The following is a 20,287-nucleotide window of genomic DNA, read 5'->3' as shown; positions in this document are numbered from 1 at the left end:
CATGTTGATTGAACAGCTAAAGGACCAGATTCCCGATTTCGCCAAGGACGTCAGACTCAACTTGGCGTCGATGATGTCGGATGAGACGCTATCACCGCAGAGCAAATACGGGCTGTTGCTCGCCACCGCGATCGCGGCCCGCAATCCCGTGGTGATCGCCGCAATGGAATCTGAGGCCGCCGTCGTGATGACGCCGGCCGCGGTCGCGGCGGCGAAATCCGCAGCCTCCGTGATGGCAATGAACAACGTCTACTACCGCTTCGTTCACCTCGCCTCCAATCCGGAATACAAGACGATGCCGGCGCGGCTGCGCATGAACGTGATCGGCAATCCCGGCGTGGACAAAGCCGATTTCGAGCTGTGGTCGCTGGCGGTAAGCGCTATCAACGGCTGCGGCGCCTGCATGGACGCCCATGAGAAGGCGCTGCGGGAAGCCGGCGTCAGCTCGGCGGCCATCCAGACCGCGGTCCGCTTTGCCGCGATCGTGCAGTCGGTTGCGGTTGCGATCGAGGCGGCCGGCATGGCGTGACCAAGGCGATGGAGTGATCCTCCCGTTCGCCCTCTTGCCGAGGGCGTTCTGGAATCAAAATGCGGTTGATAATCCAAACTACATGCGCATTTGGGAAGATGCGCCCCCTCAACAATTTCAATAGCTTGGTAGCCCTCACCAAATGAAAATAGCGCGTCCGGCTGGAGGCTCGTTCGCGGCGCCTACCGTGAGGCGAGGCCTTCCAATAATGATCAGATCGAAGTTAAGGAGCTCTGCAGCTTCGGTACTTTCGTCGGTATGCAGCTAAGAAGTCTTCGTCGGCGCAGATGCACCGTCCCGACGTATCTTTTGCCTTGGGATCGTGAAGATGCAACGCGAGTGGACGAAGCAGGTTAATCCGTGTGCTTGTGGTCTGCAGGTTCAGAAGCCCGGAAGCGTGCTTCACGAGATCCGCCGCTAACATTATGCCAGCGAGAGCCGACTGAAATGCCATCGGCACAACGGCTCTCACGGGCTGCGCTCCGTCCGTCAGGCGCATGACAATCCCCCCGCAGATTGCCCGCTGGTGAAACGATCGGACGGACTGGCCGACAAACTCTTTAAGGGCTTCGGACGGGATGTCGAAGGCCTTGGCGACACGCTCGACGAAACCGACATCCACCGGCCTGTTCGTCTGAAGGAGATCCCGGATCTCCTGTTGGGCCTCCGGCATCTTCAGCTCCTCAGCCATCTTCTCGTCGTCGTCCTTTATCTTCCCGTGAGGCAAGTAAAGGCAGGCCAGACATGCCCGGCCGTCATCAAAGCTGTGGCGCGACACTCCGAGATCAAGCTCCTGTGTCCAGGCGTTTACGATCCATTTCGGTAACGCCCCCTGCACGGCAATGCGGTCCGGAGCGTTGTCCAGTGCGACAGCGACTCTTTCGAACATCCAATCGTTCCGGTCGCTCACATAGACGTCCCATTTGGCACAATGAGCCGACACTTCCAGCGCCGTGTCCGCGAGCGCGGCACGCGCCAGATCCACTTTTGGTGAACCAACATCACATTGGCCGGCCAGCACGTAGCGCTGTAGATTCGAAAGATCGACCTCCTCATCGTCCACCAGACGGAGCGATCCCTTAAGGCTCGCCGTGCGAGCCAAAGCCCAAATGGCACCATTGCCGATCGCGCCGAGCCCGACGAGGTGAGTCTCGCCGATATCCGTTCCTTCCAAACCCGGACCGGAGTCAGGGGTACCCTGGGCGTAGGTCAGCATTGACAGGTCGATAAGCTCGTCGGCGTCGCCTTGCTCCAGCTGGTCGGCAAATACCGTCCGAAAGACGTTGGCTGCCGCGAAGCATGACGCGGCTCCCGCGCCAAACGGATTCATCGACTTGCCGGAGCCAACCAGACCGCGGCTAGAAAGTTTGGCTCTCCATCCGTCCGAGCCGATGAAGAAGGTCGGACACTTAATGCGCGACGGACTGCTTCCAACGACCACGGAAACCGCGACGGCCTTCCTGGTTTTCGCGAGCTCGATCTCAGGATTTATGGACTTCGCCAGGAACTCCAGGATTGGAACATGATTCTTCGCCTTTGCATCAAGCGGCCGCAGCGCGATCGTCGGATAAAGACGTGACAATAGCCTAATGATCATATCCAGGCTGGCTCTGCCTTCACGCGACTGCACGGCTGCGCCGTCGAAAGACACTCCGATCACTTGCGCGGCAAGCCTGTCCTCGAACGCCGACATCTTGAAATTGGTCAGCACCCGCGAGGCTGCCGACGCCGCGCGGTCCACGAAGTTGGCCATGGCCATGGTTCAATCCTTGATTAAAATCATCCGCGTAACCTGGCCAACTGACAAGGGGCGCCACACTCCAGCCCCGTCAAGCCGGTACGATGCGATGTTCCTGAGATCGAAGGGCACCCGCGCGAAGTCCGGCACGACCAAAGACAAGCACCCCACCGTCGTGGCGATCGCGTACTCGTCGTCCGTGCTGGAATGATAGGCTCGGCCGGGATGACTGTGTATCTGGGCAATGAGCGCAAGCTTCTCCCGGTACAGCCATACATTTATGTGATGCAGCTCTTCAGGTCCTATTACGACGCACACCCCATCGGCAGTACGTATGTGGCGTTGGGCAGGAATGAGCGTTCTATGTACCTGAAAATGGTGCCCCGTCTGACGGCCTACCCAAAGCCCGAGACCTTCATGCCCTTCACGACCCACCTTCCGCAAATGGGCATGGAGTTCGTCTACGCAGCCAGGCGGTACCGAGAGGACCGTAACGTCCGCAATCTGATTCATTCCGGTACGGCCAGTAATGAGGGCAGCACGTTCACCGCCGGGATCTGGACCTGCACCTGTACCTGGTAATGCTCGATCGGCTTTACCCCGTGGTGCCAGATCTTTTCGAGGATAAAAGCTAAGGATCCTTCGCCAGAGCTTCGATGCAGCAGCCATGAATCACCCGTGTGAGCGGGATTGTCGTGGTATTCGCGAATGCCGGGAAGACAAATAAATGGCCGATCATCAGGGCTGTTGTACTGAATCATGTTTGTCATTTGCACCCCTCCCTGCTGGGCCAGTGCCAGAATGGTTTCGGGAGTTGCGCCCGGGATTGCCGCACGGCGAAGCATTTGCACCTGGAGCAATCTGGCGGGTATCGGTTCGCGCGTGAAAGGGTCCACGAACCTGACGGAGGGCGGCCGCAGATTGTAATTCGTAAAATTTAGCACGATGGCAGCGACGATCGGAGGTGGTCTCGGCTTAGTCGCGGCGAAAACCACGAAGATTTCCGGAAACTGTGCGTCAAGCAGGATCCAGCCCCTCTTGCGATAGGCCGATTCCATGCTCCAATAGTTGGCAAGCTCCCGCTCGAACTTTACGCGCGAGACCTCGGGATCGACAGTTTGGAGATCAGCCACCGGCCACGCCAGCCTTAAGACTCAGGAACAGCGTCACCTTCTTGCCAAATCCAAACTCGCCTAGCTTCTTGTCCGGATCCAACAGCTCGCCCGCTTCGTTCTTGATCTCCCAATTCTCGGACGGTTGACCCAGGTTCTTGGTCTCCTCCAGCGCCTTTTGGCGGGCCACATGCAGCGGCTGCTGCTCTACGGCCTTAATGACGACAGGCTGACCGTTCACAACCATCGTGATTTCGACGAAATCCGCGCCCTGATCACTTCCCGGCTTCTTCTCATTCTTCATTTTTGGTCCTTTTTGGAATCGATGCTGCCGATTGTATGGAGCGACGACGCGTTAAAAAAAGGGATCATGCCACGGGACGAAATCGAAAAGCCTTCATTTGGAGCGTGCGTACGCAGTTTTCAGGCGTTAGCGCTCTTTCGTCCACATCTCCGACCCGTTGCGGCTTGAGCGGCCCAGACCGGCGGCTCGCCAGTGAGCAACATCCGGAACACGTCGTCGCCACACTGGCGCGTGTGGCTCAAGCTGGACAACCGGCGCCCTTCAACGGCTTTGCCGAATGCGCCCAGGAGCGAACCCCCGAAACAAAGAAGGATGTCGTCTGTTTCGCGATAAACGAGGATCGGCCGCTCTGTGCCTGCGCTGGCATCGGGACCGAGTTTAAGGGCGACCGCAGCACCAAATCCAAAGCCGGTCCCGGGCCTCACCTCATCTACGTTTTCTGACGACGGCCCGAACGCGGTTATCGAACCTATTCACCCAAAAGCCATGCACGTGATCCTGGCGACCGCTGAAGAGCGTGACGTCTGGATGCGGACGCCATGGGATCAAGCAACAAGGCGCTATAGCGTCCTCTGCCGGATGATGTGCTCAAGATCGTTATGCGCGGAGCCTACAAAGATCATGAAGATTGCTGCATGAAGCTGACTGCAGACCGCCCTACCCCGACCCGAAGAAAAAGCCCACCGCAGGTTCATGAGCTCGCGCACGCCGTCAAGCCCGTCCAAGACGGCCGGATTGACAATCGAGAAGATCAACGGGCGTTTCTTTTCCAGGATAAAGATACGCTGGCCGAGTATGGCGTCGGCTAAAGTTGGATCGAGCGTGCTGGTTGTGATGCACGAGAGCGGCACGTTCGTGTGGCTCACCCCGACGGTTCATCTCATACCACAGATAGCCCTTGAGGGGGCTGTCTCGGTTTGTTGGGGAAGTCATGAGGGCTTTAAACGGCGAAAGAGGCCCCCTACTCGGGAGCCTCTTTCAAAGATGTTTAGACTCAGGTAGCGGCCCAACGGCAAATGTCGCAACGCGCCATCACTCCCGGAGTGGTCAGGTTTATCGCTAACTCGTGCTCCCCTGTCAAGTTCCCTGAAAAAATAGTCGGTCCGGCCTAAATGTCAGATATCTCTTACGAATTTTTAACGAAGTTCTTTACCGACTATTTGCCGTTCTCCCCAACGCCCAGCCAAGTTGAGGATTTTCAGTCCGATTTGACCCTTGTAAGTCCCTACCTGCTTGAGGCCTCCCTGATCGAAGTGAAGGAGGGAACCAAGGGCGAAATACTCAAATACCTCCCGAATGATTGGCGACCGGCGATCTTCTCCGTATATAACCGCAAAGTGGCTGAACACGCTCAGCTGTTCCCGGTCTTTCACTCTTTCGAGAACGCTTTGCGCTCAACTGTCGCAGTGACCTTAGAGCAGCACTACAAGCATCCACGGTGGTGGCGCGCCATTTACGAGGAGCTAAAGAGGGGCGGGAGAGCCAAGAATATTGCCCAGATCGGCGGCGTTCCACTAGCCCGCCATGCGGCCTTTAGAATCGGCACGGTCATCTTGGACATTGAGGGCAAGCAGTTCCCCAATGGGCCGATTGATGCAATGGCGAACGGCTACGAGTTTATGCACGATTGTCATTTGGCCCACATACGGCAGCTTATTGAGGAACACTGGGCGGTATTCTCCCCAAAATTCCGTCCGCTAAGTGCAGCCGACTTCACCGCCAAATTTGAGAAGGTGCGGGAGGCGCGGAATGCGGTTTATCACCACCGATCACTATCCGGCATGTCGGATGTCGTGGCGGCCGCCGAAGAGCTTTTGGACAAGCTCAATTTCTGCCTGAAATTCGTTCACGGCAGAGTCGCAGACTGCGAGCCGACAAAACTTGCCTTTTCGGTCGAAGCCGAGAAGAGGCACCGCACTTGGGTGGTCTAATTTCAAACTGACCACCACCTCCGAAGATCCCGAGAGCTGAGACGACGAAACCGCGCCGTCTTGTTGTCCTGGCGTGGACGATCAGTTGGTGCTCATCAAAAGATATACTCGGGGGCCAGCCATTTGTGCGGGACGCCGGCCGTCAGACCGCCATCGATGACGATCTCGGAACCGGTAAGATAACTGGACTCGTCGCTGAGCAGGAACAAGACTGCCTTCGACACTTCCTGCGGCTGGCCTGCCCGTCCCAGTGGAATGGGGAAAATGGAGGGATCGAAGCTCTCGGTCATCGGCGTGGTGATGAAGCCGGGATGGATCGAGTTGATGCGGACGCCCGAGGCCGCGGCCTCCAGTGCAGCAGACTTGGTTATGCCCCGCACGCCGAACTTGGAAGCGACATAGGCATGAAGCCCGGCCGTGCCCCGCAGCCCCTCGACGGACGAGATGTTGACGATCGAACCTCCACCTACGCGCCGGATTGCCGGCAAGGCCGCCTGCATTCCAAGGAACGCACCGGTTAAATTGACGGCAATAATCTTATTCCACTGATCGAGCGGGAACTGCTCGATCGAGCCCATGCTGGCGATGCCAGCATTGTTAACCAGCCCATGCAGCGCGCCGAAGCTGCTCTCGGCGGTCGCGACCGCCCTGGCCCACGCCTCCGGCTGGGTGACGTCCTGACGCACATAGATGGCGGAAGTGCCCAGTTCGGCCGCGAGAGCCTCTCCTTCTGTATGAAGAATATCAGTGATTACGACCTTGGCGCCTTCAGCTACAAGCAGGCGCGCATGAGCTGCACCCATCCCCCGAGCTCCGCCGGTTACCAGAATGACCTTTTCGTTCACACGTCCCATGAAATGTTCCTTGCTTCGCTCCGTTGATCAGTGGCTGTGCAGCGGGGCGATCAGCTCGAGCCCATCTTTCTCGCTTAGACCGGACAACCTTGACGATCTCGCCGCCCGAAACCAGGCGCGCCCTATCATTCCAGAAGAACTCCTGATGGTACTCCATCAGTTCGTCCTTCGACTTGGCCGGACGCCTGCTCTAGTGGGGTTTGCAGTTCGTAGGTGCAAGTGGATTTTCCTCGAACATGCGCCTCGCCGCGGATGACCTAGCCATCCTTCACCAAGGGCATGGCGGCCGTCGCCGAACTGCTCCCTCTTCTCAAAGGGACGACATTCTCGCCCGATGCTCCCGCCCTCCTTGATAGATTGGCTGCTGCCGCCTACCGGCGCCGGCTTCCACCAAACCGGCGTTCGCAGAGCGGCCTGCCGCGTTGGATCAGGCTTTGACGAGGCGAGAGCAACGCACATGAGGTCCTCCGGCGTGCAGCGGCGGGAAGATCCAGATCTTCTAATCAGTGCGCCAATGATGGCGCGCAGAAAAGCTAGGATTGATTGCCACGCAAAGCTCCCACGACCGTTCCGAGCGCTGGGCACGTCACCAGCTACCGCCATCGATACTGCCTCTGCGCACAAGCAGGGCGGCGCGCAGAGGCGCGGAGCCATGGATCTACCGTGAGATCACCTCAATAAAAGGGCAATCACACTACGCCTGCCGTGCAGCTCTCATCCGAACTTGAACAACACACCGTATCCACCACGCGGATAACTCCATTCGATGTCGCCGGTGGGCTCGCCGATTACGCGGCAGGTGCCGCACTCGATGCAGCCGTCGACGGTGACCTCGACCTGCCCCTTATCGTTGAGCTCATAGCAGCGCGCCGGGCAGACCTTTAAAAGTGCGAGCAGCTGCGAGGATGGCTTCGTGTGTGCGCGCACTTTGACGTGGGGACGACCGACGTCAACGAGATAGCGGTTGTAGAACAGCTTGTCCTCGACGCGCACTGATGTCTCGACATTCATATTTCAGCTTCCTTGGCTTTGATTTTGGCTGGTTAGCGCCAGGCACGGGCGATGCGGAATGCATCGCCAAATAGACCGGTCCAGGACCGCGCGTTGACAAAGGATTTCAATGTCACCTTCTCTTTCTCAGCCTTGGGCGTACCGTCGACGCGTACATAGTTCTGCATCGCCCTGGAGACGAGCTGCGGATAGGTGAGAAAGAAGTTTTGCGAGTTGGTATGCATCAGCATCGGCATATCCTTGTGCTTCTTGAGATCCTTAATGACGAATGAGTCGTCCAGCATCTTCTTGTAGACTGACAGATTTGCCGCGGTCATGGGATGGCTGCGCGATTTCACCTGGACAATCGCTTCCGCCGCGATGCGGCCCGAAGTCATCGCGAGGTTAGAGCCTTCGCGATGAATGGCATTGTTGAGCTGCGCCGCGTCGCCCACCACCACCCAGCCATCGCCATAGAGCTGCGGGATCGCCTTGTAGCCGCCTTCAGGAATGAGGTGCGCGGAGTATTCCTTGACCTCCGAGCCCTCGATCAGGGGCGCCACGGATGGGTGACGCTTGAAACAGTCGAGCAGCCCATATGGCGTCTCTCCGGTGCGCTGAAAGTCGGCGACGATACAGCCGATGCCGATCGAGATGCACTCCTTATTGGCATAGATGAAGCCCATTCCGGTCATGCCACGGGAAATGGTGCCGGCCGCTTCGACAACAACGCCTTCGTCGCCCTTGAGATTGAAGTGGGCCTCGATGGTCTCACGCGGCAAAAAGTGCATTTCCTTAACCGCGAGTGCCACCTTGTCGGGCTTGGGCCGCTCGCGCAGGCGCGCACGCGTACCGAGAAGGCCATTCACGCCTTCGGCCAGCACCACGACATCTGCGTGGATTTCGCCGTCGCGGCGATCAGTACGAACACCGATGACTTTCCCATGGGCGTCCCGTGCGAGCTCAGTGACCGTGGTCTCGCACAGCACGGTCGCGCCGGCCTCGCGCACTTTCGAGGAGAACCATTTATCGAACTGCGCGCGGATGATCGTGTACCGGTTCGGCCGCTCCTCGTTGAAGTCTTCGGAGCGGTAGTGCACGCCGAAATGGGAGCGATCGTCCATTATCCAGAACCGTTGCTCGACGAGATGACGTTCGAGCGGCGCGTCATCGCGGAAGTCCGGGATGAGCTTTTCGAGCATGTCAGCATAGAGGATTGCGCCTTGAACATTCTTCGACCCGGCATATTCACCGCGCTCGAGCTGCAGCACCTTCATGCCGCGTTTAGCCATGGCCAGCGCCGCCGCGTTGCCCGACATGCCGGCGCCGACCACGATTGCATCGAACTTCTCCTCGATCACAACAACCTCCTTAGCTCGCGATCCGGTCGCGCGAATGCGGTGAAAGCCGTGCACGAAATGCGGCCGTCAGCGCCGGTAACAAGTGCATAGCGTCGTTGACGACGCCGATATGAGCAAAGTCAAAGATTGGCGCGTTCTTATCGGTATTGATGGCGACGATCAGATCGGCGCCCTCCACGCCGACCCGATGCTGGATCGCGCCAGAAATGCCCGCGGCGATATAGAGCTTTGGCCGGATGGTCTTACCCGTCTGCCCGATCTGCCGGTCGGAGGTGACCCAGCCCTTTTGTACCAGCGGACGCGAACAGCCATATTCGGCGCCGAGCACGGCGGCGAGCTGCCGTACCAGCTGGAAACTCTCCGGCGAACCCAACCCCAGCCCGCCGGCGACGACGACGTCGGCATAGGCGAGATTGGATTTGGCCGAATCACGGTCGGGCACAAAAGACAGCACCTTGGTCACGATGTCTTCTTCGAGCAGGCGGAGCGGATGGATGATAATGCGGGCGGCATCGCGCTCGACACGCTCTGGCATCGGCATCACACGCGGGCGGACGGTTGCCATCTGCGGCCGGTAATTCAAAGTGTAGATCGTGCAAAGCAGCGATCCGCCAAAGGTCGGACGCGTGGCGGCAAGCGAACCATCCGCGTCGACGTCGAGCTCTGTGCAGTCGGCGGTGAGACCCGTCAGTAGTGTCGTGGCTACCGAGCCTGCAAGATCGCGACCCAGCGTGGTGGCGCCCAACAGCAGGATCTCTGGCTTGTAGGTGTTGACGAGATCGGTCAGCGCCTTGGTGTAGGACTCGTTTCGATATTCCGACAGCACATTCTCACTCACGAGATAGGCTAGATCCGCGCCGTAGCAGAAGGATTCGAGCGCGGCCTTGCGTGTGGTCTCGGCCTCCGGGCCGATGACGACCGCGGCGAGATCAACCTTCAGCTTGTCGGCAAGCGTGCGGCCTGCACCCATGAGTTCCCAGGAGACGGGATGCACCTGGCCGCGCTCCTGCTCGACGAAGACCCAGATGTGCTTGTAGGCCTTAAAGTGCTCGGGCAATTCTTTTTTTATTCCTGCGCGGCCGGCCGCGGCAGGCGTGGGAGCTTTGGTGACGTTGCTCATAGCTTTGAATTCCCCTCAGAACTTGCGCGCCTGCGCCACAAGATCGGTTTCTAGGTTGGGTTGGCCTTTCAAGATAGCTTTCATCAGCACCTCCATCGGCTGCTTGGGGGCTTCCACCAGCCCCGCCTTCTCGGCACGTGGCGACGGCGCAAAGGCCCGCTTCACGATGGTCGGCGAGCCGAGCACGACGCATTTCGAGACTCCTCGACGCCGGCCTCCTGCGCGCTCCATTTTACAACCGGCCCCAGCGCCGCGCGCAGGGCGTCCCTCGTCACGGCGCGGCAAATTTGGCTGGTTGCTTCCGCCATGGTTGACCAGCAGCTTTGCGCGCAACTTCTGCACGCCGCGTTCGGCGCGGCGCTCCGCGTCGACCGTGGTGAGCGTGGTGATCTCGCCGCCAAACTTGTCGCAAATTGGTGCGCGGCCTCCAGCGCGAACTAGGCATAAGGGTTGATGATGCTTGGCCGCCTGACGCACGATAGTGTTGGTCAGGGGATTGACGCGAACCTGCGCTGAATCGGGAACCTGCTTAGTGCAAACGATACTGTGCATATCTTCTCCAGAGTAGCGTGGATCGCGAATTACCCATTGGCGGTCATCTCCCGGTCAATTCCAGCCTCAATGGCGTCAAGGGCAACTTCGAACGGCATTAGCGCGAGCGTGAGCCATAAGAGGATGCCGGCGCGAGCGGCGAGCAGTAACGGCAACATGATTGGTCTTGCTCCAAATCTCATCTCGGACGGCAACATTCTGTGTAGTCGGCGCCAATGACGGACTTGGCCGGAGAACAGCAAGTGTCGTACCAGTTGGGGACATCAAAAATTAGACGTCCATTCAACGACTTGAGAAAGTCGATAAAGACGGGCCGCTAGCATCGCCGATCATACAGCTCCGACATACGTCGCAAATGCGACAGCGCCGCTTCGCGCATTACTGTACGGAGTTGATCTGGATGACGAGGAATATGGCACAACGCACTGCACCGACATGGCTTGGGGCAGATCTGAACTGATGTGTGAGGCTATTTCAGCGAGCTCAACGGCACGAAGGCCGCCGGTTTCTTGGGCTCCGCGACCGCATCCTTCAAGACCTTGAACACCCGCTGGTCGATTGGCGAGGACGCCACGAAGTCAGCATAAGCTTGTTCCAGCACCGCCTTGCACCGCGCCATGACCTCGGTCTCCGCGCTACCTTCGAATTCTTCCTTGGCGAGATATTGTCCCATGCGCTTTAAGATATGCAGGCGCGCGACATTGACGATCTTGGGGTCGTAATCGACGTCAAGCAGCGCAAAAAAGTCTTCGGCCGAGGAGGCCTTGTTGAGTCGATCCAGGATGCCAACTGCCGCCTGTGTGTTGCTCATCGAATTATCTCCTTTGGGTTATGTCGCCGGCCTGTGGTCGGGACCCGACACCGGTTGGTCATCTCCTTGCGACGCTGCTTCGCGCAGGCGGCGCTGCATATGGCCTCCAGGCCTATGTCGTCGTGGATCAGCGAGGGCTTCCGTGGCACGCCGGCAGTTTCGAAGTGATCGGCTGTAATAATGCCGGACCATGGCCGCCTCACGCACCATTGATCAACAAGCGCTCGCAGACGTCGCGCCAGATCGCCACCACCGTCTCGCACGCGACCGGTCGCTTGTGCTCCATGGCATGTTTTTGCACCCGCAACAGGATCTGTCTTGCCTCCTCGGCGCTGGCGGCGAGCTGCAATTCGTCAAGCAACGTGGTGATCGACGACAGCCCGGAATGCTTGCCGATCACAATACGGTTGGAGCGACCAAGCAAATGGGGGTCGAGCGACTGATAAGTGCGTTGATCTTTCATTAAGCCATGGACATGAATGCCGGATTCGTGGGTGAACACATGCTCACCCACGATCGCCTTGTTCAGGGGAATCGTGCGTGCAGCCGCGGCTGCCACAACGGCCGCGACGTTCTGCAGCTCCGGCAGCACGATCCCGGTGTCGCGCCCGTAGAGCTGTTTGAGAGCGACCGCGACTTCTTCCAGCGGTGCATTGCCCGCCCGCTCGCCGAGACCGATGACAGTCACCGAGGCATGGCTCGCGCCGCCCTTGATGGCGGCGAGCGTATTGGCGGTCGCGAGCCCGAGATCGTCATGGCCGTGAAATTCGAGCTCGAGATCGGTGGTCGCACGCAAACGAGCGATCAGCGCAAAGGTGGAGTCGGGATCAAGCACGCTGAGCGTATCGGCAATGCGAAAGCGCCGTGCGCCCGCGGCTTTTGCGGTGGCGATCAGCGTGGTGAGAAAATCGACATCTGCGCGGGAAGAGTCCTCGCCGCCGACGGCAACCTCAACCCCCCGCTCGCGGGCATAACTTACCACCCGTCTCACTTGCTCAAGCGCCAGCTCGCGGTCACCGCCAAGCTTGGCGGCAATCTGCACGTCAGAGGCCGGGATGGAGACATTGACCATCGACACCTTGGCCTCGATTGCCGCATCGACGTCGACTTCACGCATCCGGCACCAGCCAATGCTGGTGATCGGGAGACCGGTCTCGACCACGGCTCGGATAGCCGCGATTTCCTCACTGCCCATGGCAGGCGTGCCTACTTCGATCTCGGTGACACCGGCGCGCGCCAGCGCCTGCGCGATCGTCACCTTTTCGTCGGTGGTGAAGGCAACACCAGGAGCCTGTTCGCCGTCGCGCAGCGTCGTGTCGTTGAGCACGATTGGACCTCCCCATGACGTCTTGGACCATGACGGTTTGGCAGAGATGGCGGCGATCATGGAAGGTTCCTTGTTCCTGGCAAAGCAAGGCTTGAGCAACCCGCATGCCACGCCGGCACCCGGCCCCAAGCAATTGAACAAGCGCGCAGTTTTTCGGCACAGCCGGATTGTCGCAAACGCGACAGCATCGCAAAGTCAAGGCGTCGGCTTACCTCACCACGCGCTGGATGGTATCAACCCGCTTGCGGCTCAGATGGATGATCAGATCGACGCAGGAGACTTCGTGGCCTGGCAGCGGCTCCGGCAACTTCACAAGCAGGGGATCCGCATTGGGGACATCGAGCAGCATATCCTCGGAGTGTAGATAATAATGCGGATGCGGTGTGGTGTTGGTGTCGTATAACGCTCGCGACCCATCAAGACAGAACCGGCGCAACAGGCCGGCTTGCGTGAACTGGTTCAAAGTGTTGTAGACGGTAGACCATGGGACCGAAAACCCGGTCTCGCGCGCCTCGGCAAATAGCATCTCTGCGCTGACATGCCGGGCGCCACTGGCAAACAACAGCTCGCTTAGGATCAGGCGCTGGCGCGTCGGTCGCACCCCGGCCTTGAGTAACACATTCTTCAAGCCGCCGACGGCGGCACATTGCCCGCTGAGTTGGACGGAGGCCGGCTCCAACTGCACCTCCTCGAGGCCCGCACGATTCCCGGCGTCGCTCGTCGGAAGTCTGGCCAACGGCCGATCCATCCGATGTCGCTCACATCGGCCAGGTGCCGGCCGCGACCGGGACAGCCGCCTGCAGCAGAACGTCGCGCCGACGCTCGGCCATCCGGCTCTCGCCGCTTTCATCGCCAAAGCAAAGGTTGAAGTCGTTGCATTGCGTGCACACCGGCGTCGTACACATGACAAGGCCGTCGTCCTCGCACAGCGTGCGATAGAAGAAGCGCTTCCAGCGCATATTATTGGTATTGCGCGCGGCCAGTGGCGCGAAATGGCGGCATAGCAGCCGGGATAGTTCGCCACGACCGCGCAATCCGAGGTCTTCCCACAAGTGATTTGGCTCGATTGCGCGACGCGCGATCATCGCAGCTAGCCAGTTGCCGACGTCCCCTTCGGTCGAGCGTTGTGCGAGCAGGAGATCACGCAACATTGCCGCCTCGTCGCTCTCATTGCGCTTGACGCGCAAGGGCAACTCCTCGCGGCTTATCCGGATCGACGGGAAGTATTGCTCCAGCACCGCGGCCAGCTCATGGCTGGACAGACCGACCTTCTCTGACACCAGACCACCATCCATCGTGGCGGCCGCCAGAATGGACGCCAGCACGTGGCGATCGAAATTGCTGTCACTGTTTATGTCAGCATCTGCGGGGTCCGCCCCAGTGAGCAGGCGGTAGGTCGCAATTCCCCTATGCCGCTCATCGTTCGCTTCAATCGCTCTGGCGGCCATAAGCGGAAAGAATTGCGCTTCGGACATGGATTGCTGACCTTTCCACAGTGATCACGTATGCTCCGCTGCGTCGTGATGCTGGTCACGACATCTTAGGCCGGAGCGCCGACCTCCCAATGAGCATTGGGAAGGCCGGCCTCTCTCGGTCTGTCCTATTACTCGGCTGCGAGTTCGGCTGCGGTCTTGCCGATGATGGCCTCGTCAACCGGCTTCATGATGCCGTGTTCCATCAGCATGTCCTCGAGCTCATCCATGGAGATCGGGGTCGGGATGATGCCCTTGCCGCCATTGTTGTGGATCTTGGTCGCGAGATTGCGATAGTGATCGGCCTGCTGGGATTCCGGCGCATACTCCAGCACGGTCATGCGGCGCAGCTCCGCATGCTGCACGACGTTGTCGCGCGGCACGAAATAGATCAGCTGGGTGCCGAGTTTCTTGGCCAGCGCCTCCGCCAGTTCCAGTTCCTTGTCGGTCTGCCGCTCGTTGCAGATGAGGCCGCCGAGCCGCACGCCGCCAGAGTTGGCATACTTCAGAATGCCCTTGGAGATGTTGTTGGCGGCATACATTGCCATCATCTCGCCAGACATAACGATGTAGATCTCCTGCGCCTTGTTCTCGCGGATCGGCATCGCAAAACCGCCGCAGACGACGTCGCCGAGCACATCGTAGGAGACGTAGTCGATGTTCTCATAGGCGCCGTTCTCTTCCAGGAAGTTAATCGAGGTGATGACGCCGCGGCCGGCGCAGCCGACGCCCGGCTCTGGACCACCCGACTCTACACAGCGGATGTCCTGATAGCCGATCTTCATCACATCCTCGATTTCCAGGTCCTCGACGCTGCCGGCATTCGCCGCCAGGCTCAAAATCGTGTCCTGCGCCTTGGCGTGCAGGATCAGGCGAGTCGAGTCCGCCTTGGGATCGCAGCCAACGATTAGGATCTTGTGGCCCATCTCGGCCAGCGCCGCCAGCGTGTTTTGCGAGGTGGTCGACTTGCCGATGCCGCCCTTGCCGTAGAACGCGATTTGTCTCAGTGAAGCCATGTTGCTCTCCATCAACCAATTTGCCAAAGATTGCGCGCTGGCTCGCGCGCGAGCTTGTTTCTCTCTCAGAAACGAGGCACACGGGTTCAAGGGAAGGAGAGCAGCGCTCGTCTTGCGCGTCTGCGTGCACTCAGCCCTCATTCAGTGTTGCTGCATCCTGATAGCAACCGCCGTGCCAACCCTGTCCACGCTCTTTAAGTTTCTGATTACACTTTGAAAAATTCGCGAGCTGGCGGATGAAACCAGGTGTTTTGAACGTGACAGGATTCGTGCCGCTGTCAGAAGCCGGACACGGATATTAGGGTTGATGAAAAAGGCCTAACGTGCAGCCAGCCAATGCGGTCATCGCGTCGAAGCCGGCAAATTCGCCGATGCCGAATTGCGCGTGAAAGCCGGACATCAGCGGACGCTTCGCTGCACGTTCCAGTTCGGCAGCATGCACATTCGCAGCGACATCGCTCGAGCCTAGCGAGGCGCCGAAGGCAACCAGCGCGGCCCCGAGCTCCAGAGGCGTACTGGCAACCGCGAGCCACGGCAGTATGAGCGCAATTCCGAAGCCGCCGATCAGGATAATCGGTTTGCTGCCGTAGCGCGCGCACAACAAACGGCTCAAAAGCATCGAGACGAGCAAGCCGATGCCCAGGCAGAGCAGCAGAAAACCGAGAACTCGGGCATCGAGCGCCAGCCGCTCCTTCGCGAACGGCACCAGCGGCGCCCAGGCCGCATTGCCAAACCCGGCGACAAAAAATGCAAGACGCGTCGTGAGCCGGGTGGCCAAGCGATCGACGGACATCATCGGGGAACGCCGAAAGACGAGTTGGTGGTTTCGTGTTCGTACTCGTTAAGAACATTACGGCGGAGAGCATGAGCGGCTGCAACCGCAGTTGCAGGCGCTCGAACATGCTGTTTCATGTCGCCTCACAGCAAATTGGCGGTCCCGGACGCCCCGCGCACGTGCCGAATCCACTCCTACAGCACCGCCCCGCCTCCGACCGGTGATGGTGTCCCGAATGAAGCAAGCGGCATGCCGATTTTGAAAGTTGGAGGTTCTACAGTCGCTTCGTACTGGATGTGTGTAGCGTCAAGTCGCGGACTTTGGTCTCAAAGCTGACAACAGGGCGCTCTCGTTCAGTGCGCCCGAAGGCTCTGCCAATCCGTATCACTATCAGCGGCGTGTGATCACGTCGGGGTTGTCGACCACCATGTCGAGCGGCGTTTCCTCGACCATGGGCAATCCACGCCATTGATCTGCACGCGTCGAGCATCGCCGGGCCGGATTACAACCCAATCGCCGAACTTGACGTCCTGGCCGTGGAAATAGGTGCCGGTCTCCGGCTCACCCTTGAAGGCAGTCTTGCCCTTCTTGAGCACCAGGCCGAGGGTGCCCTGCCCGACTGATTCCTTGATCGCGCCGGTCTACAGGATGAGCCCGCCCTTGGTCTTCTCCGGCTCGACGTAGATGCCGACCAAGATCTTTGTTGTTTAGCAGCTCGATGCTGCACAGATCGCCAATGAGCTTTATCAGCTCCGCCTTCTGATCCTCCGACTTCGAGCGCAGTTCCAGTTTCGAAACGCGTAGCGTCCCTTCCCTAATCCTCTTGCTCTTTCAGGATGTCTTCCACCGTCTCAGCGAGCAGCGTGCGCGCGTCGCCGGGCGCCTCCGGCCCCTTGCGCTGATATCGGCCCCAAGCTGTTAGATTGCCAGACGCCGTGATGGCGTCGATCACTTATCCAGCTCATCAGCCTTGGCCTTAAGATGTTGGGCCAGTTTGGCGTCGATTCTGACGCTCATTTACAGCCCGACCATTTGTTTTCCGAGCTAATTGCAGGAGCATCATCTCGGTCACCGGGTATCTGACAAAGAAAAGGCCGCCTGCGTTGCCACAAGCGGCCGAAGTCTAGGGAGGAAACGCCCAAGGAGGGCAGGATGCAGCCTAGAATAAACGCCCTCAGCAGCTCAATTGAACGTAGGTAATCGTCGAGCATCCAAACGGTGCGACGGAACGATACGAACGTTTATGTCGAGATCGGCAAGCGTAACGCCAAATCGCCGCTCGCCGCCGGCATCGGCCACCATATGCCGCACCAGATCATTTCCGCGGCTTGGCCTTGTCGCTGTACTTTTCGTCTTCTCATGAAGGCCCTCGCCTCTGTCAGCCCCATGCTCCATCTTGGGGTATGGCGTCACGCTGCTGCCGTTGGCAAAGCCGGCCTTGTTGCTCATTCTAGCGCTTTTCTGCGGAGCGGCGGCGGCATTACCCGAGTACTTGAGCTGTTGCGTCACTTCGGTCCTTTGGTTGCACGGTGTATGCTCGCGGGCTCCTGCATCGTGCGGGAAAGCGGTACCGAGCCACGCGGATCGCTCCTTCAGGATCAGCTCGTCCTCATGGACGCATGGATCGGTTTTCGTCGTCGGCGATTCGATGTGGGCGATGTCCTGCCCTCATCGGGGTGACGTTTGGTCATTTATTGCCTTCCTTCTTCGACTGGGGCTTGGGAGGCAAGCTTGGCCTGACCTCAGCCATGTGCTTAGAGCGCTCGTGTGCCACGGTAGCGGCTTGCGAGACCATGTAAGCGATTGCGCCCTGGGCAATGTCGTGCTGGTACACTTGCTCTGGCCTTCTCAGTGTCGAAGCTTGCGGCGACGCCACTACCGTACGCTTGTAGGCTCCCGCCGTCGCCATGCGATGCAGGCGAGTCCGGTTGTTCGCATCAGAGAGAGGACAAGATCGTGGCCCTCCAGCGCCTTCAGCGACTGGACTTCTCTAACTGCATGCCGGCTTCTTATTGAAGCGCCAGAACGCCTCAGGATCTCGCGGAGGCGTTGCTTCAGCAGCTTGGGTCACGGGCCTGCGCCGCCTGGAGCCTTTGACCGCGAACGGGCTTGGAGGCTTAGTCGATCAATGCTCCTGCGTTGTACCGACTGGAGCATCTGCCCTGCCCTGGTGATCGCGTATTCGCCGTGCCGCCGAGACGCTGTCCCAATTGCTAGACGTGCTCGACGAATTGCGTGAGGCCGTATCTGGCAATTTTTAGGGCGATGAAATCACGGCTCCACGAGTGTCGTGGACCGACGCATTCCAAGCCCACGCCCGAACCAGGCACGATGCGGAATTGATTGGTCAATTGCCGGCCGGCGCCCTTCAGTTAGAGGAAGCCGAGAGATTGGCGAAGATTCTCGCATAAATGAACTCCCGCGTTCGCGGGGCACGACAGGCGGCGGAACTTCGAGAATCCTCGATCAGCGTTACCGCTGCGGCTGGACTGCATTAGGGCATGATCCGGAGACGTCGAAACCAATTTACCGAGAAGATATCGACCTCTCTTTCGATCCTCTTCGATGTTCGAGGTGATTTCTTCAGCAACGAACATCGTTCAATAGGATTGGGGGTTTTAGTAGCAAAGTGAAGGGCTTCTTAGCCGTTCGAGGACTTCGTCCAGTTTTCTCGTAAAGAGCGTTTCGTCGCCATCAGTGAAATCGACTCTTTCCTTCGATCGCCCTCTGTTCCACGACAAGCGCTAGTCTTTTTTGCGAACAATTACTTTCGATCACGCCGTCGGTATTGGCCTCGAAGAGGAGCGAGAGGCGGGCACGAGAGGTTCCCAGGCGGAGCTCGACGGCGTGCAGGTGTCCCTCTCGGCGGCCCGCTTATTAGGTAGAAATGTGCGGCTATCATCTCCCGCAGTTCGGCGATTTCATCTTCCTCAAAGCGCAGCGGCAGCACCAGTCAACTACCAACTTTAGCAATTGATGGAGAAGACGGACGCGTGGCAATCGTGATTCAGTTCGATGAAGAAAGTCCTGCCGGGCGCGATAGCCCTCATCGCGATGGCCGCTGCTCCCTCTGCCGCTGATCCACCTGCGCGGCCCTACACTAAGGCCCAACGAAGGTCATTCGGATCTATGATTTGAGAGGTCCCACCTGGGAGGCTTGGTCGAGCGCCCGGCCGCAATAACAAGAGGAACTGATCTCCAGAATTTTGGCTGTCGGAACGGCATTGCCGCCTTTCCGACTTTCGCAGACCGACGCCAAGATACTAGCGAGGGAGGGACCTAGAATAAAGACGCTTAAGAAATATCTCACAGTGTTTGATCATGCGCTAGTCGATCAGCGCTTCTTTTGCGTTACGCCCGAGTGGTTTCTAAGCGAGCATCGCACAGGTAAGACAAACGAAACATACCTGGAGTGGGCAAAAGAGCTGGCGTGCAGAGCAACACTTCTCTGTCTCGACAGAGCCGGCATGAAGCCCGAGCAAGTCGATCGAATCATATTCGTCTCATCGAGTGGGATAGCTACCCGATTCTCGACGTAGATCTGATCTTGAAACTCGGATTGCGATCAGATGTAAGACGGACGCCCGTTTTTGGCCTTGGATGTGCGGGGGGAGCATCGGGAAATGGTTTGGCAGCAACGATTTGCCGCGCAACGAACGCGTTCTACTCGTCACTGTGGAGCTGAATTCGCTTACATTCCAACGGAACGATCTCACTCCTGAGAATCTTGTCGCTACTAGCATATTTGGGGATGGCGCTGCCGCACTTCTAAGTGGCCCAGAAGGCAAGCGCAGGCTGATTGGAATTGTGAACAGTACGAGTTTGCTTTACCCCGACACGAGTCCCGGAATGAGCTTGCATTTCGGCGACTTCGGATTTGAACTTGTATTCTCAGAGCGCGTTCAATCGATCATAAGCGAATTGACGCCACTTGCGCTGCTACCATATTCAAGAAGCAGCCTTGCCCGGTCCCGAGTTCCTCGCGCGATATCATTTTGCGCACTCAACTTGAGGAGAGGGCAAACCTTGTCCCCTCAGCCGCGTTCAGGCCGCCGCCCTCGACGGTGGAATCCAGGCCTTCGTTTCCGAGACTCAGGACTCGCGTTTGATGCGGAACGATACAGACCGCGATCAACGCCAGCATCGCCTGAGTTGGCATGCTCTGCGAGCCTCCTGTGCCATGTGCTGGGGATTATTATTTTGGGCATGGACCTTTTGGATTCCGTAAAGATTCGTTCCAGTGCTGACCGACACGCCACTCGCCTGGGACACAGGAATTGGCGCCAGTGCATGGAAAGCACGACTGAACTGCTCGCCCAAATCACTTCGAAGATCATCCGGCGAGACCGATCCAGGCAGGTTTCTGCCGCCGAAAGGACCCAAGCATAGCGAATG

General features: G+C 58.8%; 21 protein-coding genes and 1 pseudogene. 3 read left to right on the top strand and 19 right to left on the bottom strand.

Translation table 11 applies throughout. The features are described from left to right. Position 1: 1 nt before the first annotated feature. On the top strand, positions 2 to 529 hold the full coding sequence (gene ahpD, locus J6524_RS18975) for an alkylhydroperoxidase, AhpD family (protein ID WP_225673157.1): 528 nt from the start codon (positions 2 to 4) through the stop codon (positions 527 to 529). Between the two features lie 223 nt (positions 530 to 752). Here the strand turns inward: ahpD and J6524_RS18970 are convergent, their stop codons facing one another. Next, complete coding sequence (locus tag J6524_RS18970) at positions 753 to 2,288, bottom strand: E2 ligase fold family C protein (RefSeq protein ID WP_225673155.1); 1,536 nt, start codon at positions 2,286 to 2,288, stop codon at positions 753 to 755. On the opposite strand from J6524_RS18970, the gene J6524_RS18965 reads away from it, so the two are divergent. Further along, the gene (locus tag J6524_RS18965; protein ID WP_225673267.1) at positions 2,281 to 2,478 is read left to right on the top strand and encodes a hypothetical protein; all 198 of its coding nucleotides are present in this window, start codon (positions 2,281 to 2,283) and stop codon (positions 2,476 to 2,478) included. The genes J6524_RS18970 and J6524_RS18965 overlap by 8 nt on opposite strands. Before the next feature lie 14 nt (positions 2,479 to 2,492). Here the strand turns inward: J6524_RS18965 and J6524_RS18960 are convergent. The 4 genes and pseudogenes from J6524_RS18960 to J6524_RS18940 all read right to left on the bottom strand — a co-directional run. Continuing rightward, a pseudogene (locus J6524_RS18960) lies at positions 2,493 to 2,780 on the bottom strand (Mov34/MPN/PAD-1 family protein); the annotation flags it as partial. After that, on the bottom strand, positions 2,777 to 3,400 hold the full coding sequence (locus J6524_RS18955; RefSeq protein WP_225673153.1) for a putative metal-binding protein: 624 nt from the start codon (positions 3,398 to 3,400) through the stop codon (positions 2,777 to 2,779). The pseudogene J6524_RS18960 and the gene J6524_RS18955, both read right to left, overlap by 4 nt. After that, on the bottom strand, positions 3,393 to 3,683 hold the full coding sequence (locus J6524_RS18950; protein WP_225673151.1) for a DUF2604 domain-containing protein: 291 nt from the start codon (positions 3,681 to 3,683) through the stop codon (positions 3,393 to 3,395). The genes J6524_RS18955 and J6524_RS18950 overlap by 8 nt, the downstream gene beginning before the upstream one ends. 560 nt (positions 3,684 to 4,243) lie before the next feature. Beyond that, positions 4,244 to 4,549 (bottom strand): hypothetical protein, encoded by a 306-nt coding sequence (locus J6524_RS18940; protein WP_225673150.1) that lies wholly within the window; start codon positions 4,547 to 4,549, stop codon positions 4,244 to 4,246. Between the two features lie 246 nt (positions 4,550 to 4,795). Here J6524_RS18940 and J6524_RS18935 point away from each other — a divergent pair, with 246 nt between their 5' ends. Beyond that, positions 4,796 to 5,614 carry a hypothetical protein gene (locus tag J6524_RS18935; RefSeq protein WP_225673148.1) on the top strand — a complete coding sequence of 273 codons (819 nt, stop codon included), beginning with the start codon at positions 4,796 to 4,798 and terminating at the stop codon, positions 5,612 to 5,614. A 95-nt stretch (positions 5,615 to 5,709) separates the two neighbouring features. On the opposite strand, the gene J6524_RS18930 is transcribed toward J6524_RS18935, so the two are convergent. The 14 genes from J6524_RS18930 to J6524_RS18865 form a co-directional block, all read right to left on the bottom strand. Further along, positions 5,710 to 6,468 (bottom strand): glucose 1-dehydrogenase, encoded by a 759-nt coding sequence (locus J6524_RS18930; RefSeq protein WP_225673146.1) that lies wholly within the window; start codon positions 6,466 to 6,468, stop codon positions 5,710 to 5,712. Between the two features lie 714 nt (positions 6,469 to 7,182). Next, positions 7,183 to 7,479 (bottom strand): ferredoxin family protein, encoded by a 297-nt coding sequence (locus J6524_RS18925; RefSeq protein WP_225673144.1) that lies wholly within the window; start codon positions 7,477 to 7,479, stop codon positions 7,183 to 7,185. Positions 7,480 to 7,511: 32 nt separating this feature from the next. Next, the gene (locus tag J6524_RS18920; protein ID WP_225673142.1) at positions 7,512 to 8,819 is read right to left on the bottom strand and encodes an FAD-dependent oxidoreductase; all 1,308 of its coding nucleotides are present in this window, start codon (positions 8,817 to 8,819) and stop codon (positions 7,512 to 7,514) included. A 10-nt stretch (positions 8,820 to 8,829) separates the two neighbouring features. After that, positions 8,830 to 9,939 (bottom strand): electron transfer flavoprotein subunit alpha/FixB family protein, encoded by a 1,110-nt coding sequence (locus J6524_RS18915; RefSeq protein ID WP_225673140.1) that lies wholly within the window; start codon positions 9,937 to 9,939, stop codon positions 8,830 to 8,832. Positions 9,940 to 9,954: 15 nt separating this feature from the next. Further along, positions 9,955 to 10,491 (bottom strand): adenine nucleotide alpha hydrolase family protein, encoded by a 537-nt coding sequence (locus tag J6524_RS18910; protein ID WP_446479901.1) that lies wholly within the window; start codon positions 10,489 to 10,491, stop codon positions 9,955 to 9,957. A gap of 469 nt (positions 10,492 to 10,960) precedes the next feature. After that, positions 10,961 to 11,302, bottom strand: coding sequence for a nitrogenase stabilizing/protective protein NifW (nifW, locus tag J6524_RS18905; protein WP_225673138.1), 342 nt, complete (start codon positions 11,300 to 11,302; stop codon positions 10,961 to 10,963). A gap of 199 nt (positions 11,303 to 11,501) precedes the next feature. After that, positions 11,502 to 12,689 (bottom strand): homocitrate synthase, encoded by a 1,188-nt coding sequence (gene nifV / locus J6524_RS18900; protein ID WP_225673137.1) that lies wholly within the window; start codon positions 12,687 to 12,689, stop codon positions 11,502 to 11,504. Between the two features lie 148 nt (positions 12,690 to 12,837). After that, positions 12,838 to 13,314 (bottom strand): Fur family transcriptional regulator, encoded by a 477-nt coding sequence (locus tag J6524_RS18895; protein ID WP_376712052.1) that lies wholly within the window; start codon positions 13,312 to 13,314, stop codon positions 12,838 to 12,840. A gap of 73 nt (positions 13,315 to 13,387) precedes the next feature. Continuing rightward, positions 13,388 to 14,104, bottom strand: a complete 717-nt coding sequence (locus J6524_RS18890; protein ID WP_225673133.1) for a nitrogen fixation protein NifQ — start codon at positions 14,102 to 14,104, stop codon at positions 13,388 to 13,390. A 128-nt stretch (positions 14,105 to 14,232) separates the two neighbouring features. Beyond that, entirely contained in the window at positions 14,233 to 15,117 is an 885-nt protein-coding gene (gene nifH / locus J6524_RS18885) for a nitrogenase iron protein (RefSeq protein WP_028350602.1), read from the bottom strand. 298 nt (positions 15,118 to 15,415) lie between these two features. After that, positions 15,416 to 15,913: an MFS transporter gene (locus J6524_RS18880; protein WP_376712046.1), complete on the bottom strand. Its 498-nt coding sequence runs from the start codon at positions 15,911 to 15,913 to the stop codon at positions 15,416 to 15,418. A 383-nt stretch (positions 15,914 to 16,296) separates the two neighbouring features. After that, positions 16,297 to 16,488, bottom strand: a complete 192-nt coding sequence (locus J6524_RS18875; protein ID WP_225673131.1) for a hypothetical protein — start codon at positions 16,486 to 16,488, stop codon at positions 16,297 to 16,299. Between the two features lie 218 nt (positions 16,489 to 16,706). Continuing rightward, a complete protein-coding gene (locus J6524_RS18870; RefSeq protein WP_225673130.1) occupies positions 16,707 to 16,844 on the bottom strand; it encodes a hypothetical protein in 138 nt (45 codons plus the stop codon). Positions 16,845 to 17,074: 230 nt separating this feature from the next. Further along, a complete protein-coding gene (locus J6524_RS18865) occupies positions 17,075 to 17,341 on the bottom strand; it encodes a hypothetical protein (protein WP_225673128.1) in 267 nt (88 codons plus the stop codon). Positions 17,342 to 20,287: the final 2,946 nt, after the last annotated feature.

The organism is Bradyrhizobium hereditatis (assembly GCF_020329435.1).
Lineage (GTDB): Bacteria > Pseudomonadota > Alphaproteobacteria > Rhizobiales > Xanthobacteraceae > Bradyrhizobium > Bradyrhizobium hereditatis.
The sequence above is the reverse complement of the archived record's forward strand: the minus strand, read 5'-3'. Positions and strand labels throughout refer to the sequence as shown.

Coding starts and splice junctions, on each gene's coding strand:
- J6524_RS18915 (WP_225673140.1), bottom strand. CDS start 9,939: ATGAGCAACGTCACCAAAGCTCCCACGCCTGCCGCGGCCGGCCGCGCA.
- J6524_RS18965 (WP_225673267.1), top strand. CDS start 2,281: ATGGCCATGGTTCAATCCTTGATTAAAATCATCCGCGTAACCTGGCCA.
- J6524_RS18950 (WP_225673151.1), bottom strand. CDS start 3,683: ATGAAGAATGAGAAGAAGCCGGGAAGTGATCAGGGCGCGGATTTCGTC.
- ahpD (WP_225673157.1), top strand. CDS start 2: ATGTTGATTGAACAGCTAAAGGACCAGATTCCCGATTTCGCCAAGGAC.
- J6524_RS18865 (WP_225673128.1), bottom strand. CDS start 17,341: ATGAGCAACAAGGCCGGCTTTGCCAACGGCAGCAGCGTGACGCCATAC.
- J6524_RS18935 (WP_225673148.1), top strand. CDS start 4,796: ATGTCAGATATCTCTTACGAATTTTTAACGAAGTTCTTTACCGACTAT.
- J6524_RS18925 (WP_225673144.1), bottom strand. CDS start 7,479: ATGAATGTCGAGACATCAGTGCGCGTCGAGGACAAGCTGTTCTACAAC.
- J6524_RS18890 (WP_225673133.1), bottom strand. CDS start 14,104: ATGTCCGAAGCGCAATTCTTTCCGCTTATGGCCGCCAGAGCGATTGAA.
- J6524_RS18880 (WP_376712046.1), bottom strand. CDS start 15,913: ATGATGTCCGTCGATCGCTTGGCCACCCGGCTCACGACGCGTCTTGCA.
- J6524_RS18930 (WP_225673146.1), bottom strand. CDS start 6,468: ATGGGACGTGTGAACGAAAAGGTCATTCTGGTAACCGGCGGAGCTCGG.
- J6524_RS18910 (WP_446479901.1), bottom strand. CDS start 10,491: ATGCACAGTATCGTTTGCACTAAGCAGGTTCCCGATTCAGCGCAGGTT.
- nifW (WP_225673138.1), bottom strand. CDS start 11,302: ATGAGCAACACACAGGCGGCAGTTGGCATCCTGGATCGACTCAACAAG.
- J6524_RS18970 (WP_225673155.1), bottom strand. CDS start 2,288: ATGGCCATGGCCAACTTCGTGGACCGCGCGGCGTCGGCAGCCTCGCGG.
- nifV (WP_225673137.1), bottom strand. CDS start 12,689: ATGATCGCCGCCATCTCTGCCAAACCGTCATGGTCCAAGACGTCATGG.
- nifH (WP_028350602.1), bottom strand. CDS start 15,117: ATGGCTTCACTGAGACAAATCGCGTTCTACGGCAAGGGCGGCATCGGC.